The organism is Veillonella parvula (genome assembly GCF_042850485.1).
Taxonomy (GTDB): Bacteria; Bacillota; Negativicutes; order Veillonellales; family Veillonellaceae; genus Veillonella; species Veillonella parvula_Q.
In genome coordinates this window covers 120,307-134,724 of record NZ_AP031417.1, presented here as the reverse complement: position 1 = coordinate 134,724, position 14,418 = coordinate 120,307, and the positions used below count along the sequence as shown (strand labels likewise).

Here is a 14,418-nt window from a genome sequence, read left to right as displayed (position 1 = left end):
ACTACCTCCATAGTTTACAATTGCATTAATCAGATAAACTTAAATTTGTCAGCTAATAAATTTACTCGCCAATTTGTACACTTGATTTATTTCTTTGCTGTCTAATTTCCAATTATTGAGTTCAGCTCTAATTAATTCAGGAAATTTTTTGCTAATATCCCTTAAAGCATTGCCTACCGATTTTCTGACATATTCACTGGTATCTTCTTTTAGTGCAGCAATTCGTCTAATAGCTTCATTAGGGTTGTCTTTGAAATATGGCCTACTTGTCCATATTCTTAATCCCTCTGTAACGGCTCTCCTCGTATTTGGATTATGATTATCTAACCATTCATCAATAATTGGAAGAGCTTTTTCATACCCTGTCTTTCTGCAAAATTCATCAAATGCCTTTGCTAATACTTCCTGAACTCTCCAATTATCATCTTCAGACACTTCATCTCTCATAAATACCAAAATATCTTTTTGATCTGATAAGTATCCAAAAAGAAATACACCGTACATTCTTACTTGATAGATATCAGATTTATAGGCTAAAAATGCTAACTCCTTGATATATTCAGTATCATTAGATTTATAATCGACCAAGGCTCGTCTTTCTTCCTCTTTGAAGCCATTTTCTATCAAGGAAAACTCTGTTTCTAAACGCCTAATATACGCTTTCAAAGAAACTCACCTCACTTACAAATTCCAATTTGTTTATAACTATCTGATTCTAGCTTTTACAAAATCAATAAAACTATGTTTTCAATACAGCTACATTGCGCCAATTATTGGTATTCGGCTTTCATTATTAAATTGTATCAAAAAATTTATTCTGTAATCATCACAAATCTATCCTATTTGATAGTATCTATCGCAAATCATTCTACTATTCAAAATTATTGTAGGTGCTATAATGAACTCAAGAAAAGGAACATGTGCTCATATAATACTAGTTAGCGCACTGTTCTTATAGTTAGTAGTTTATAAAAGGAGACCATCATGACACATACACAATTAAAAAAACTCGTTCAAGCTTTATTAGATGCACCTACAAGCAATCCAACATTAAAAGAATTCGCTCAATCTTGGATCAATGCAGAAGGCAAACCTGAACAAGAAGCACTTACAAAACAACTCGTATCCGTTGCGGAGCAAAACATTGCACTCATCGATGAAACAATCGGCTTTGCAGGCTCTGAACTTGGTACACAAATTCTTGGTGCAGAAGGCGCAGCTAATCTATTACAACACGCTAAAGACATTAAGGCAAAAGGCGCTGAATTCTGCGACTGCCCGGGATGCACGGCATGTAAACACGTTATCGATTTGAAAGCGGAAATTGAATAGTAATATATTACTTATCGAAAGGTCATCAACACACCGTTGATGACCTTTTTATATACAAAAAAACGGCCCCTCATGGAGGAGCTGTTTTATTTAACAGTATGTCTGTATATCTGTGAAAGCTTTCCATTCACAGTCTAATCAGATGGGTTTTGTAACGTCTGTAATATTTTAAAACTCACCGCAATGTTTACAAGAATAAGCAGCAATGTTATAAACGAATACGCTAAAAGCCAATAGTTTGCCGATACCGCATCATAGATCCGGCAAGCACAATAACTGGCCGTGATGATGCCACTAAGAACACCTGGTACATACTGTCGCAGGAAAATACTTTGGAATATATGCCCAATCACATGGTATATATACGCTATGATAACAGTGATATAAATGTCGAAGCTTTCAAAATATATACTCAAGCCCAGTACAATCAACAGGAGTATGAATTCCTGACAGACGATAGCATTAAATCTGAACGGTGTAAAAGCGCCCTCTAAGAATTGCTGTTGTAGTTTTGGATTTCTTCGCATAAATTTCGGAAATAAAAGAATCTCCTCAAATTCGTGCAACATAAAAATGCTCGGGAATAATAAGAAAAAACTATTCAGATCCATAAGGCGCCTCCTTCATAAATCCGATTAAGTTTAATATGACAGCTTTATACTATCCCTTTTTCACTTGCACGCGCAGCACCGTTTTCAATTTTGCGGGCTCCACCTTTCGTACATCGGACAGGTATATTTCCCGATGCCACTCGTCGTTAACACGTTGCAAGTTATGAGCAGTACATAATTCATCTACTTTCATAAACGATTCCGGTTCATTATCATAAGGCCCGATATGCAATATCTGTACGCAATCCCCATCCTCTATCGATTCGAGCCGCACATCCTTAAATCGAGGCAACGATTTTTTCTTGGACACATTAATAATAGCCGCCTCCAACACGTCAGGGGTCACAAAATCAGGTTGTCTGATCATCACCCGATATTGCAGATTATTCTTATCAAACTGCTCCGTATGCTCAATCTGCTTCCAGAGCGCCTCCAACGGATACACGGTGTAATCAAAGTACCCATCCGGCGTCACACCCTTTTTCGGCAGCATCTTTATCCCATAGGACAACGAATATAGCGTCTCTATATCATCGGCAAAAGCCGCATGATTAGGATTTCCCACGCCATCCAGCACGAGGAACTTCATGCTCGGCACCGTAATCTGCACCGCCTGCTGCTTTGGACAATACAATTCCTTTTCGTGCTTACGCCATTCATGCTTTACTGCTGTCATAAATACCCCCTCTTTCTGAAAGAAAACATGTGATTTCTTTTATCGTAAGGGAGGATTATGAAAGATAATTAAAGAGCCCCTGTTCCAAACAGGGGCTCTTTCGTTTTTACACACTCGCTTCCACCAGTGCTCGTGTATACGGGTGTACCGCTTCTTTCAGTCGGGTTGACTCGATGTTTTCCACGATTTGTCCGTCTTTCATCACCAGGATTCGATCTGTTACGGCTTGTAGCAGTCCGATGTCATGGCTCACAAATACATAGGCGAAGGGTTGTTCTGTATGTAGTTTTTGCAATAGGTCGAGTACGAGTTTCTGGTTCACCGCATCAAGGGCCGATGTAGGTTCATCAAAGAGTACCAGTTTCGGCTTCATCAGCATGATTCGTGCCAGTACAACACGTTGCAACTGACCTCCGCTGACTTCGTGAGGGTATTTCTGGATAATCGATCCCGGTAAGTCCACATGTTGAATCCATTTACGAATATCTTCTTTCGCCTCAGCCATGTCCATAAGACCATAGTTAATGTACGGCTCTAGCAGAAAGGCTTCCAAGTTCATCCGCGGCGGAATGATCGCCAACGGATTTTGAAACATCATCTGCAGCGAGCGATATATTTCCGTATGGTTTTGAATCTGTGATATATCTTCGTCGAAGAGTCGCAATGTACCCGATGTAGGTTTTTCTAGCATCGCCATGAGTCTAAGGAGTGTACTTTTACCGGAACCGCTACCGCCGGCGATGCCTACCCGCTCATATTCAGCAATGGTAAAGAATACATCCTCAACAGCATGCACCGTGTGATTATGGTTCATATAATATTTACATATATGCTCAGCTTGTATCATATTACACCACTTTCATCACGGAATCCAACAATATACGTGTATAGTCATCTTTAGGATGCGCCATTACCTCTTCGGTAACGCCCATTTCAACGAGGCAGCCCTTATTCATCACACCGATGCGGTCCGCGATGCGAGCAGCTGCCTTGATGTTATGGGTCACCAGAATCACGGTTGCTCCGAGGGCCTGTGTTACTTCTTTCAGCAAGTCCAATACCGACGATTGCACCAGCATATCTAAAGCACTGGTCGGCTCATCAGCAAATACAATGTCCGGTTTCAGAATCAGACTCAATGCAATTGCCAAGCGTTGTTGCATACCGCCGCTCAGTTGGAACGGATAGGATTGTAGAATACGTTCCCCTTCCGTCAAGTGGACGAGCTGTAACATATGCAGTACGCGATTCACATCATACGGTTCATCATGGGCGCGCAACAAGTCTTTGAAATGGTTCTCCACGGTACGAGCCGGATTCAAATAGGTACCGGGATTCTGAAAGATCATCGACATACTCATGCCACGCATTTGTCGCCAGTCCTTATCGCTCAACGTCGTAATATCCGCACCGTTCAGCAAAATTTGACCACTTATGGTAGCATTCTTCAGCATACCGAAGGCGGCGCGAATCAACGTCGATTTTCCTGAACCGCTTTCACCAACGATGGCAAATACCTCACCGGTGCACACGGAAAAGGATACATCGCGCACGGCCTGTTCCGCACCGTATGTAATTGATACATTGTCAAATACTATGCAATCAGATTTATTCAATAGTAGAATCCTTTGTTAATAAGTAGTAATCGATTGGATGCACCGGCACATTTTTAACCTTGGATGTGGAAACCACATTCGCAGCAGGGTACAACAAATAGATGTCAGCCACATCATCGAGCAAAATGGACTGTACTTGTTTAGCCACGTTCGTCCGTTCATTTTGATCAAATGTAACTGCCAACTTGTCTATTAATGCATCCACTTGAGGATTGTTATAGCCGCCCACATTGGCTTTAGAACCGGATTTATAGAACAAGCTGAGGAACCAGTACGGATCGTTTGTGGACATGGTTACCACATTGCGTTCCACCAAATCAAATGCGTCTACACCAAGGGTATCCACTTCATTAGGGCTTTGCAATTTTCTGAGTTCTACCGCGATGCCCGCCTGTTTCAATTCTTGTTGAATTTCTTCATACATGCTAGTATCTTTGCCCCAAATAGCGAGGGTCAATTTCAATTCCTTACCATCTTTTGCATAGATACCGTTGCCATTCTTCGCATAGCCCGCTTGGGTCAATAATTCATTTGCTTTTGCAAGGTCAGTAACTGCCTTATTTGAAAGCCCATCATAGCCCAAATTTGCGGAAGGAGGGAATGGAGCACCACCCGCCAATGCACCGCCGCCGATAACTTTTGCCATCGTATCGTAGTTGATGATATGGGCCACAGCGGAACGTACATTTTTATCATGTAGCGGAGATGCTTCCGTATGATTAATTTTTAGCATCATTACACGAACACCGGACACGTCTTGCATGTTGAATCCGTCTTTAAACAAGCTGCGATTAGCGGAGTCCACCTTTTGAATGACATCCACATCTTTAGATTGCAACGCCATGGCGCGTTTATTATTGTCTTCAATATCTTTTACAGTCACAGAATCTAGGCCCGGTTTGCCGCCCCAATAGTCGGCGAACGCCGTTAACTCGATGCTTTCACCCTTTGTGAAAGAAGTGATTTTGTACGGTCCTGTAAGAACCGGTTTAGATGCCACATCTTTGAGATCCGCTGTATCCATGATAACGAAGGCAGGTTCAGTTAAACTGGACAATAAGGAGCCGTTAGGTTCCGTAGTTTTAATGATCAAGTTTTGACCATCGACGGTAATAGATTCGATTTTAACGGCCTTCGCAGAGCGAGGACTTTGTTTCATGGTATACTCGATGGACTCTTTTACCTTTTGGGGTGTCATCGCGGTACCGTTATGGAATTTTACATTTTCTCTGATATGGAATTTCCATGTGGTGGGATCGATGTTTTCCCAAGAATCGGCTAACTGTCCGGTAAATTTCATATCCGGTGTCACCGTAGCCAAGGTTTCACCTGCTCCGATACGTGTCAAGGTCCACGCATCCCATTCATGCGTCGGATCTAATGTTTCACCGAACCAATATAGGCCGACATTCAGATGCTTGCCTTGTTTAGCCGTATCATTGCCGCAGCCCACCAAGAGAGCCACCATACACAGCATGGATACACATGCTAATAACCAACGTTTCATAAATACTCCTTTTCACACCTCATTGTGATGAGGCTTTCACTAAAAACATTCATATTGTATGCGGTCATCGTGATACATCGAGGGCATCACGCAACGCATCGCCAATATAGTTAAAGAGAACAACGGTAATAAAAATCGCAAGCCCCGGATAGATTAATAGCCAAGGCGCGGTTTGCAGAAAATCGCGGGAGCTCAATAGGATTGAGCCCCATTCGGGATCAGGCGGTTGCACGCCGATACCGATAAGCGAGAAACTGGCCACCAGAATGATGGCATCCCCTAAATGTTGAATAATGACAATTAATAGCGGCGGCAGCACATTCGGCAGAATGTAACGCCATAAAATACGAATCCTCGAAGCGCCGGACATGCGAGCAAAGGTAATATACTCGGCATGGCGTTCGATATGAACGAGGCCCCTCGTGATGCGCGCATATTCCGCCCATTTAGTAATGCACAGCGAAATGATCACATTCGTTATGCTTGGCCCCATGATGCCGATGAAAGCAATGGCGATAACCATATTCGGAAATCCCAGTACCAAATCGATCAATCGAGACAGCCAACGGTCGACGCGTGGCGTAGAGAATCCCGCCAGTCCACCGATAACGATGCCTATCGCTCCGCTGATGCCGATGATGGTGAAAGCAATCCACAGCGATGCCTTCCCGCCATAAAGAATGCGAGACCACACATCGCGGCCCAACTGATCAGTTCCGAGCCAATGAGTGCTGCTGATATCCTGCAACCTATCGGCTACATTCGTCGCCTCCGGATTATAAGGCGCTATGTACGGAGCGCAGAGGAAAAATACGATCCACAATGCCGCCAGTACAAGCATGATATATAGGCCGTAAGGCTTTCGTCTATTCATAAGAGCCTCCTTGTATAGCGGCCCTTCGTTTTGGATTAAGCCAAATACTCAATACATCGATGATGATGTTAATCACGATGAACACCAATGTAATCCAGATGATATAGCCCTGCATCAATACATAATCACGAGCGGTTATGCCCTGTACCATCATATAGCCGATGCCTTTGATGGAGAACACCGTTTCAATAACCGCGGAGCCGCCTAACATGGCCCCCATCGTAACGCCCATCATAGGTAATAACATAAGACCTACATGAGGGAAGATATAGCGACAATATACCATCCACTCCGGCAGACCGAGAGCTCTGGCCCCCTGTACAAAGGGCTGTTTCTCAACCTCCAGAATAGCATTGCGCAGACGGCGAATGTATAAGCCGCAAATCCAAAGAGCAATCGTCAAGGCCGGCAGTATATACACGGTAAATCCCTTGGTATTCGTTACCGATACAAGCTGTAGCTTCACGCCGAATAAATATAATAGCAGGAGACCTACCCAGAACCCCGGAATCGCCAAGGCGAAGAACGTAAATAGCCGAATCACATGATCGCCCCAGGAGTCTTGATACCGTGCCGACAACATGCCAAGCGGTATCGTTACGACTACGCCCATCAAAAGCGCCAGTGATACGAGTCCCAATGTATTCGGTAGCGCTCCACCAAGAAGCGTAGCAACAGGCAGGGAATATAATATAGATTCACCGAAGTCGCCTCGCACCAGTTGTCCTAGCCAGCGTATATATTGCTGCCACCAAGGGTCATTGAGGCCCAACTGTTCTCGTATCTGTTCTACTAATACAGGATCAGGTGTAGCCCCTACTAAATTAAACTTCATCGCCACGGGATCAATGGGAGATAGTTTAATCAATACAAATGTACCGATGGTTACGACCAGTAAAATACCAATAATACTCGCCAAACGCTGTAATATTAATCGATACAATACATCACCTGCCTTCTTTTATCATAAATTAGCTATATTTCTATTTTATCAATAGTCTTTATATATATGTATACCCGCAGCGGTATATTAGAGTGGTTCTCATTATGAAAGTTTTGCATACCAACAAAAACGGCCCCTCATATGAGGAGCCGTTCTATATAAAACCCTTACAGTGTCCATGCGAGCGCTTCACCACAACTCGCATGCCTATCCCATTAGGCCTGGACTTGTATATTAATTTGTATATTATTTTGTATGTTGTTTTGGAGCTACTGTATTAGCAACGATTGCTTTCGCCATGTCGCGAGTTATAGGGCGTTCGAAATACATCCCATGAGTTTGGCCGTCTTTGGTCCAACCTATGAGATATACCATTTTATTGCCACCTTTGAAAATAACCTTTGTGCCGTTTACTTTTTCATTAGCTGTTACACGAAAATCGCTATAATCGCCGCTAATATCTTCTTTTATTTCATTAGATACGCGATACACGATGCGTTTGCCTGCAGCTTGATTACGAGTAGCATCTTCACCAGCTTGGTAAACATAAACCACTTGCAATACATCCTTATCAATAGTACTTACAGATTCAATGTTAAAACCTACAGGCAATACCTTAGGCATTTGAGGTGTAATGTTCATATATTTAGCCGCTTCATCTACAGTAGAAAACTCATGAAACGGGCTTGGCATGCCAACCATTGGCGCTTCATGTTCAACTACCACAGACTTAGGTTGATTCGGTTTTACAGCAAGAGTACCTTGAGCACCGGCAACAGTATAAGAACCTACACAAGCACAAGCAACAGCCATCAATACAAATTTCTTCAACATGATTATAATCTCCGCTCTCTTAAAAAAGATCTGTACAAACACAACACACGTATTAAGAATATTATAATTTATAAATATATTTTACAAAATATTCTTTATCAAAACTTATTTTATAATTATACCCTAAATGATAGGGAATTTCAAGTAGTTATTTCCTGTATAAAACCCTGAGTCCTATATTAGCACTATGTAAACACATATATTCAAAATAGATGCTAAGACGCTCATTAAGAGTATCTATTTCTATATATAATCCATCCCTATCTACTATTTGGCAGCAGCTAGGTAATTAAATTTTGGCCCGCTGAGCTTAAACTCAAAGCTAGTTAAATCCACCTCGCCAACACATGCATCGCTATCATAAAGGGTGAGCAAAAAATCTGCGGTCTGTTCACTGCTATGATACTTTTCAAATGAAGCATCGTAATCAAATCCGCTTTTACCTGAAGCTACATCGCAGAACTCGCTTTTAGTAGCAGCAGGCGCTAAGATTTTAGCCTGCATTTTAGCATCTACATCCTGTGCAAGCTCATGATATAAGCCCTCTGTGAAAGCACTTACAAAAAATTTTGTGCCACAATATGGTACTACTCCGGGCGCTAAAAAATATCCACCCACGGAGGAAACATTTATCAACTGTGTTTGTTTACATTTATAATCTCGCACGAATAAACTGGAAAGTATCGCAAGTGCAGTTACATTTAAATCTATCATTTTTACCATTTTTTGAATATCATGATTGCCCATGAATCCAAAATCACCAAAGCCTGCATTATTAATAAGTGCCTTTAACTCATAGCTTTTAAGGTCATCCCAAAGCGCTAAAACGTTTTCGCTACGCGACAGATCACAAGGTTTTACAATAACGTCTGAATCAGGCGAAATGTTAGCAATCTCGCCTTTCAAATTTTCTAATAGTTCTGCTCTACGTGCAATAACGATCAAATTTTCTCCACGGCGTGCAAAAGCTTTTGCCGTAGCTGCTCCTATGCCTGAACTTGCTCCTGTAATAACGATATATTTTTTCATTTTTTATGCCTTTCCTTTATAAATAAGAGTATCCGGCTTTATTGCACTTGCTTTGCCTCCTTAGTTAACATACGAGTCCTTTACTCAGCTTCACATTAAATCATAGGATGTCTTATTTCTTATGCACCATAAACCCAGCTGCTTGTTGGTTCGCCATGATTGTGACATCAGAAATTTGCAAGCGTTTAGGTTGGTTTGTTACGTATAGTACAACATCCGCCACATCCTCAGGTTGGATCGCATCGATGCCTACATAGACAGCTTTAGCTCTTTCAGCATCACCGTGAAAGCGGACTTCACTAAACGGAGTCTCTACGATGCCCGGTTGAATGGTTGTGACCTTAATATCCGTAGCAATCGTATCCATTCGAATACCATCGCTCAACATCTTAACGGCCGCCTTTGTAGCACAGTAAACAGCACCACCAGGATATGCATAAATACCAGCAGTAGAGCCCATATTCACAATATGACCTGCATTTTTATCAATCATATAAGGTAGTACGGCTTTTGTTACATATAAAAGACCTTTCACATTCGTATCGATCATAGTCACCGCATCATCGACAGTACTATCTTGGAAAGGATCTAAGCCTTGTGCAAGACCTGCGTTATTTACGAGGACATCAACGCCACCAAAAGCCTCAATTGCTGCTGGGACCTTACTTTCAACATCCTCACGACTACGCACATCAAGAACCAAAGTCTCAACGCGCACGCCATACTCCTTAGACAAACGAGCCTGCACCTCAGCCAACACCTCAGCACGACGGCCAGAAATCAAAACATTATCACCATACTTTGCATACGCCTCAGCAATACAAAGACCAATACCAGACGTTGCACCAGTAACAAAAACATTACGAGCCATAAAAACCTCCTTATCAATCCGAACTAAATCTATACCCTAATTATACCACTTTAACATATAATGGACTCTAAGCCACTACGCATGCCACGCTCTCCCGCTCCCCAAAATGACATATTGACGCATCTGAAGGTAAAACACATAGAAATGAAAAAGGATTACCGTTCTGGAAGCGACTTTCCCTTTGTATAAATAATATGTCGGAGCATTTGTTTATAATACACTAATATTTGAGCTCTACAGCAGCAGTAAGCCAAATAGGGATACCTATTCGAAACCGCCTTGGGCGCTACGCGTGCCACGCTCTCCTACTCCCCAAAATGACATATTGACGCATTTGAAAGTAAAACGCATAGAAATGAAAAAGGATTACCGTTCTGGAAGCGACTTAGGTCACTATGGAGTCTTTCGGAACGGTAATCCTTTGTAATCAGTTATATAGTTTTATTTCAAATGCGCCAACATATCATTTAACACTTCCATGCAATCCCCCACTATCCCATAGTTAGCGTGTTGGAAGATTTCTGCATTTGGATCATTGTTGATAGCCACGATTGTGTCAGCCCCAGAGATACCGCTCACGTGTTGAATAGCACCGGAGATACCGAATGCCAAGTATAATTTAGGGCTTACAGTTTTACCTGTTTGGCCTACTTGGTATGGCAATTCAATCCAACCCTTTTCAACGAGAGGACGTGTAGCACCTACAACGCCGCCGATAGCATCAGCAAGTTCGTAAAGCTTATCAAAGTTTTCTTTGGACCCCATGCCGCAACCGCCCGCTACGATGATATCCGCTTCTTGAATGTTGTACCCAGCTTTGCTGAACGGAATGAAGTCAAGACGCTTCATGCGAATGTCTTCAGGTTTAAGGTCAAATGGTTCAATTTGAATGCGGCCCCAGCTATCTGCAATGCGTTCAGGCTTTTTAAATACATTAGGACGGACAGAACCCATTTGTGGACGATGATTTGGGGAAATAATTTCAGCTAAAATATTTCCCCCCAAGGCAGGGCGTGTCCATTCTACAAGGCCTTCCTCAGTATCTACTGTCAAAATAGTACAGTCAGCTACGACGCCGTTTTTCATGCGACCAGACATACGAGGTGCTAGGTCACGACCATTATTTGTTGCACCAATCAAAAGAATATTAGGCTTATGATCTTCAAAGAAGTCCGTCAAAACCTTTGTATAGCCGTCTGTTGTATAGTATTTCAAAAGAGGGCTTTCAAAAACGTGAACAATATCGGCACCATGTGCCACAAGTTCCTCCGCTTCAGATTGAACATTCTCACCAAGCAGCATAACTTGAACGAGTTGGCCCAATTCCTTGGCAATACGACGGGCTTGACCGATAAGTTCGTACGTAACCGGATGCACTACGTCATCGATGGTATCCGCTACGACAAAGACGTCTCTATATTCATCAAAATTTGTCACTCCCATTATCGATCACCTCCTTTGGAACCTTCTTCACCTTTAACAGCTGCTAAAACCTTAAACTCACTGGAGGATACACTTTCAACTGTGGCAGCCCGCTGCACAGGATCTTTTACATCTACTCCCTCATCATGGGTATCTACAGGCTCTTCAACCAGTTCTTCGCTGGGCACTAATAGATGAGAAAACTTTTCTGGCTTGATATTATAAGCCAATTCAAGAATTTTCTTAGCCCCTTCGTCCACGGATGAAAGCATTTCTACCTTGCCCCTAAGCGGTGGTTGGTATACCTTGCGCACACGTGTAGGAGAGCCATTTAGCCCAATACGGCTTTCATCAATATGCGGCATATCTCTCAATGTAATATGCGTAATCGTGTATCGTTTAGCATAAATCGAGCTCCAAAGACCGGGTTGGCGAGGCTCATTGAGTTCAGCCGTAGCCGTTACCAATAGAGGTAATGGAACTTCCACAATTTCATAGCCATTTTCATGTTCTCGTTTTACAATCGCCTTTTGGGCTGCTTGATCTACGGATAATTCACAAGCATAGGTAGCTTGCGCCATGCCTAGTTCCTCCGCAATTTGAGGCCCTACCTGAGCCGTATCACCATCGATAGCCTGCTTGCCGCAGAAAATGATTTGGAATTCACGATTCATGGTGCGTTGGATATGACGAATAGCAGAGGCAATTGTATAGCTTGTCGCCAATGTATCAGCACCGCCAAACGCACGATCTGTGATGAGCACCGCATCATCTGCACCGAGGGATAAACACTCGCGCAGTGCCGCCTCGGCTTGTGGAGGCCCCATAGTGACAACGGTTACACGGCTACCTTCATATTGGTCTTTTACCGCAAGAGCTGCCTCTAACGCATGCATATCATAAGGGTTTACAATACTAGGCAGACCTGTGCGGATGAGATTATTCGTTTCCGGATCCAGCTTAATCTCAGATGTATCTGGAACCTGTTTGATACATACTAATAACTCCATACACTCACCCCTGTCTAAATTCTACGCCCTTAGCGTTACGTGGATATTTCCAAGTTTTTACGATGGTTTCGCCACAGAGAACACGGCAGGTACCGCATTCAAGGCAACCAGCGAAATCAAAGGCTAAATCGCCATTCTCTTGTAATGTATATAAACCAGCAGGACAGCCGTTTACGAGTTTCATTTTCTCTTCCAAGCTAAAGCCGGCGCCATCCACAATGATATGAGGAGACGTTTCATCTACATAGTATTTATTGGCGCCCAAGCGCTCTTCTAATTTCATAGGGAACGCACCCCTTTCCAAGCATCACGAATCAAGGTAACTAAACCAACGTCACTTACACTACCCATTAATTTCTTCATCATTGGGACTGCACCATCACCATTTACAGTGAATACATCGCGCATCACATTATTCACAAGAGCTGGATACTCTTTGAATATGCGAGGATTTGATGCGAGGAAGGCAGGCATATTTTTATAAAGCTTCATGTCCCTATATAACCAAGAATTCTTGATTTGACGTTCATACAATTTAGCAACGCGCTCCATGTTTTCATCGCGCAATGCTACGTTAACCGCATCGGCTGCACACATGCCAGATTCGATGGCAAGGTCCATACCACGAATGGTATACCCCAAGTTCATACACATACGCGCTGCATCACCGACGATAACATACCCATTACCGCCCAACTTAGGCAACGCTTTAAATCCGCCTTCTGGCACGAGATGCGCACTATGCTCCTTCAATTGACCATTTTTTAATAATGGTGCAATTCTTGGATGGCTTGTGAAAGCTAATAGCATTTCATCTACCGATTTATTGGCTTTACCGATATCTTCAAGGCCTACAACCATACCTACAGAAAGGCTGTCTTTATTCGTATAAATAAAGCCACCACCTAATAGGCCATCGGTCATATCGCCCAATGTAAGCCACGCCATCCCCTCATCGCCAGATAGCATAAGGCGATTTTCAAGATCCTCTTTTTTGAGTTTATATACTTCTTTCACACCTACAGCCATTGTTCTTGGATCTGTAGGGCCTGTAAGACCAGCCTGTTCCAATAATAATGTATTAGAACCTTCTGCGATGATAACTAATTTTGCATATACTTCGTCATCGTGACAGCGAACCCCTATTACACGGCGACGTTTTCCTTCACCTTCGGTAATAAGCTCAGTTACCTGTACATTAGATACGAGAAGAGCACCTTTTTTCTCCGCCTCTTCTGCTAACCATTTATCAAATTTAGCACGCAATACTACGTAGGATTCTTCATTAGGTTCACCATCTTGGTAACTGTACTCGATAGTGGTCATTTCATTGCCTGTACCAATAGAGATGCGCTCTTTTGTCACCTTTCGTTCCAACGGCGCACGGTCTCTAAAGTCCGGTACAAGACGTTCCAAAGAATGTGTGTAGATGCGTCCCCCCATCATATTCTTAGCACCTGGTGCGGTGCCACGTTCGATAAGTAAAACTTTTACCCTCTGCTCCGCTAAGCGTAATGCTGCCGCAGAACCCGCTGGCCCTGCGCCAACAACGATAACATCAAATGTTTCATTGCGATCAATTGCCATATACTCAGCTCCTTTAAATGAAAGCTTAGACTTACATAAGTTCATATAGTATATATATTTCTCTATTTAGAACCAAAATACCTTTAAAAATTATCACAGAAAGATG

General features: G+C 42.7%; 16 protein-coding genes. 1 reads left to right on the top strand and 15 read right to left on the bottom strand.

Annotated elements, in window-relative coordinates:
- Positions 1 to 48: 48 nt before the first annotated feature.
- Entirely contained in the window at positions 49 to 666 is a 618-nt protein-coding gene (locus tag ACGHIY_RS00465) for a DNA alkylation repair protein (RefSeq protein ID WP_105086806.1), read from the bottom strand.
- A gap of 318 nt (positions 667 to 984) precedes the next feature.
- Between ACGHIY_RS00465 and ACGHIY_RS00460 the strand changes: the two genes are divergently transcribed.
- On the top strand, positions 985 to 1,332 hold the full coding sequence (locus tag ACGHIY_RS00460; protein WP_390525563.1) for a hypothetical protein: 348 nt from the start codon (positions 985 to 987) through the stop codon (positions 1,330 to 1,332).
- A gap of 134 nt (positions 1,333 to 1,466) precedes the next feature.
- On the opposite strand, the gene ACGHIY_RS00455 is transcribed toward ACGHIY_RS00460, so the two are convergent.
- The 14 genes from ACGHIY_RS00455 to ACGHIY_RS00390 all read right to left on the bottom strand — a co-directional run bounded on the left by ACGHIY_RS00455 (position 1,467) and on the right by ACGHIY_RS00390 (position 14,312).
- A complete protein-coding gene (locus tag ACGHIY_RS00455; protein WP_390525562.1) occupies positions 1,467 to 1,943 on the bottom strand; it encodes an HXXEE domain-containing protein in 477 nt (158 codons plus the stop codon).
- Positions 1,944 to 1,992: 49 nt separating this feature from the next.
- On the bottom strand, positions 1,993 to 2,619 hold the full coding sequence (locus ACGHIY_RS00450; protein ID WP_390525561.1) for a GyrI-like domain-containing protein: 627 nt from the start codon (positions 2,617 to 2,619) through the stop codon (positions 1,993 to 1,995).
- Positions 2,620 to 2,725: 106 nt separating this feature from the next.
- A complete protein-coding gene (locus tag ACGHIY_RS00445) occupies positions 2,726 to 3,466 on the bottom strand; it encodes an ABC transporter ATP-binding protein (protein ID WP_390525560.1) in 741 nt (246 codons plus the stop codon).
- Between the two features lies 1 nt (position 3,467).
- Positions 3,468 to 4,235 carry an ABC transporter ATP-binding protein gene (locus ACGHIY_RS00440; RefSeq protein ID WP_390525559.1) on the bottom strand — a complete coding sequence of 256 codons (768 nt, stop codon included), beginning with the start codon at positions 4,233 to 4,235 and terminating at the stop codon, positions 3,468 to 3,470.
- A complete protein-coding gene (locus ACGHIY_RS00435) occupies positions 4,228 to 5,742 on the bottom strand; it encodes an ABC transporter substrate-binding protein (RefSeq protein ID WP_390525558.1) in 1,515 nt (504 codons plus the stop codon). Before ACGHIY_RS00435 ends, ACGHIY_RS00440 begins: the two co-directional genes overlap by 8 nt.
- 64 nt (positions 5,743 to 5,806) lie before the next feature.
- Positions 5,807 to 6,616: an ABC transporter permease gene (locus ACGHIY_RS00430; RefSeq protein WP_390525557.1), complete on the bottom strand. Its 810-nt coding sequence runs from the start codon at positions 6,614 to 6,616 to the stop codon at positions 5,807 to 5,809.
- Complete coding sequence (locus tag ACGHIY_RS00425; RefSeq protein ID WP_390525556.1) at positions 6,609 to 7,559, bottom strand: ABC transporter permease; 951 nt, start codon at positions 7,557 to 7,559, stop codon at positions 6,609 to 6,611. The genes ACGHIY_RS00430 and ACGHIY_RS00425 overlap by 8 nt, the downstream gene beginning before the upstream one ends.
- A gap of 246 nt (positions 7,560 to 7,805) precedes the next feature.
- Positions 7,806 to 8,393, bottom strand: a complete 588-nt coding sequence (locus ACGHIY_RS00420; protein WP_390525555.1) for a hypothetical protein — start codon at positions 8,391 to 8,393, stop codon at positions 7,806 to 7,808.
- A 267-nt stretch (positions 8,394 to 8,660) separates the two neighbouring features.
- Positions 8,661 to 9,422 carry an SDR family oxidoreductase gene (locus ACGHIY_RS00415; protein ID WP_004694325.1) on the bottom strand — a complete coding sequence of 254 codons (762 nt, stop codon included), beginning with the start codon at positions 9,420 to 9,422 and terminating at the stop codon, positions 8,661 to 8,663.
- Positions 9,423 to 9,534: 112 nt separating this feature from the next.
- Positions 9,535 to 10,293 (bottom strand): SDR family NAD(P)-dependent oxidoreductase, encoded by a 759-nt coding sequence (locus ACGHIY_RS00410; protein WP_390525554.1) that lies wholly within the window; start codon positions 10,291 to 10,293, stop codon positions 9,535 to 9,537.
- Between the two features lie 441 nt (positions 10,294 to 10,734).
- On the bottom strand, positions 10,735 to 11,736 hold the full coding sequence (locus ACGHIY_RS00405) for an electron transfer flavoprotein subunit alpha/FixB family protein (protein WP_390525553.1): 1,002 nt from the start codon (positions 11,734 to 11,736) through the stop codon (positions 10,735 to 10,737).
- Positions 11,736 to 12,725, bottom strand: coding sequence for an electron transfer flavoprotein subunit beta/FixA family protein (locus ACGHIY_RS00400; protein WP_278618652.1), 990 nt, complete (start codon positions 12,723 to 12,725; stop codon positions 11,736 to 11,738). The genes ACGHIY_RS00405 and ACGHIY_RS00400 overlap by 1 nt, the downstream gene beginning before the upstream one ends.
- Before the next feature lie 4 nt (positions 12,726 to 12,729).
- On the bottom strand, positions 12,730 to 13,008 hold the full coding sequence (locus tag ACGHIY_RS00395; RefSeq protein WP_004694335.1) for a ferredoxin family protein: 279 nt from the start codon (positions 13,006 to 13,008) through the stop codon (positions 12,730 to 12,732).
- On the bottom strand, positions 13,005 to 14,312 hold the full coding sequence (locus ACGHIY_RS00390) for an FAD-dependent oxidoreductase (protein ID WP_390525552.1): 1,308 nt from the start codon (positions 14,310 to 14,312) through the stop codon (positions 13,005 to 13,007). Before ACGHIY_RS00390 ends, ACGHIY_RS00395 begins: the two co-directional genes overlap by 4 nt.
- Positions 14,313 to 14,418 lie beyond the last annotated feature (106 nt).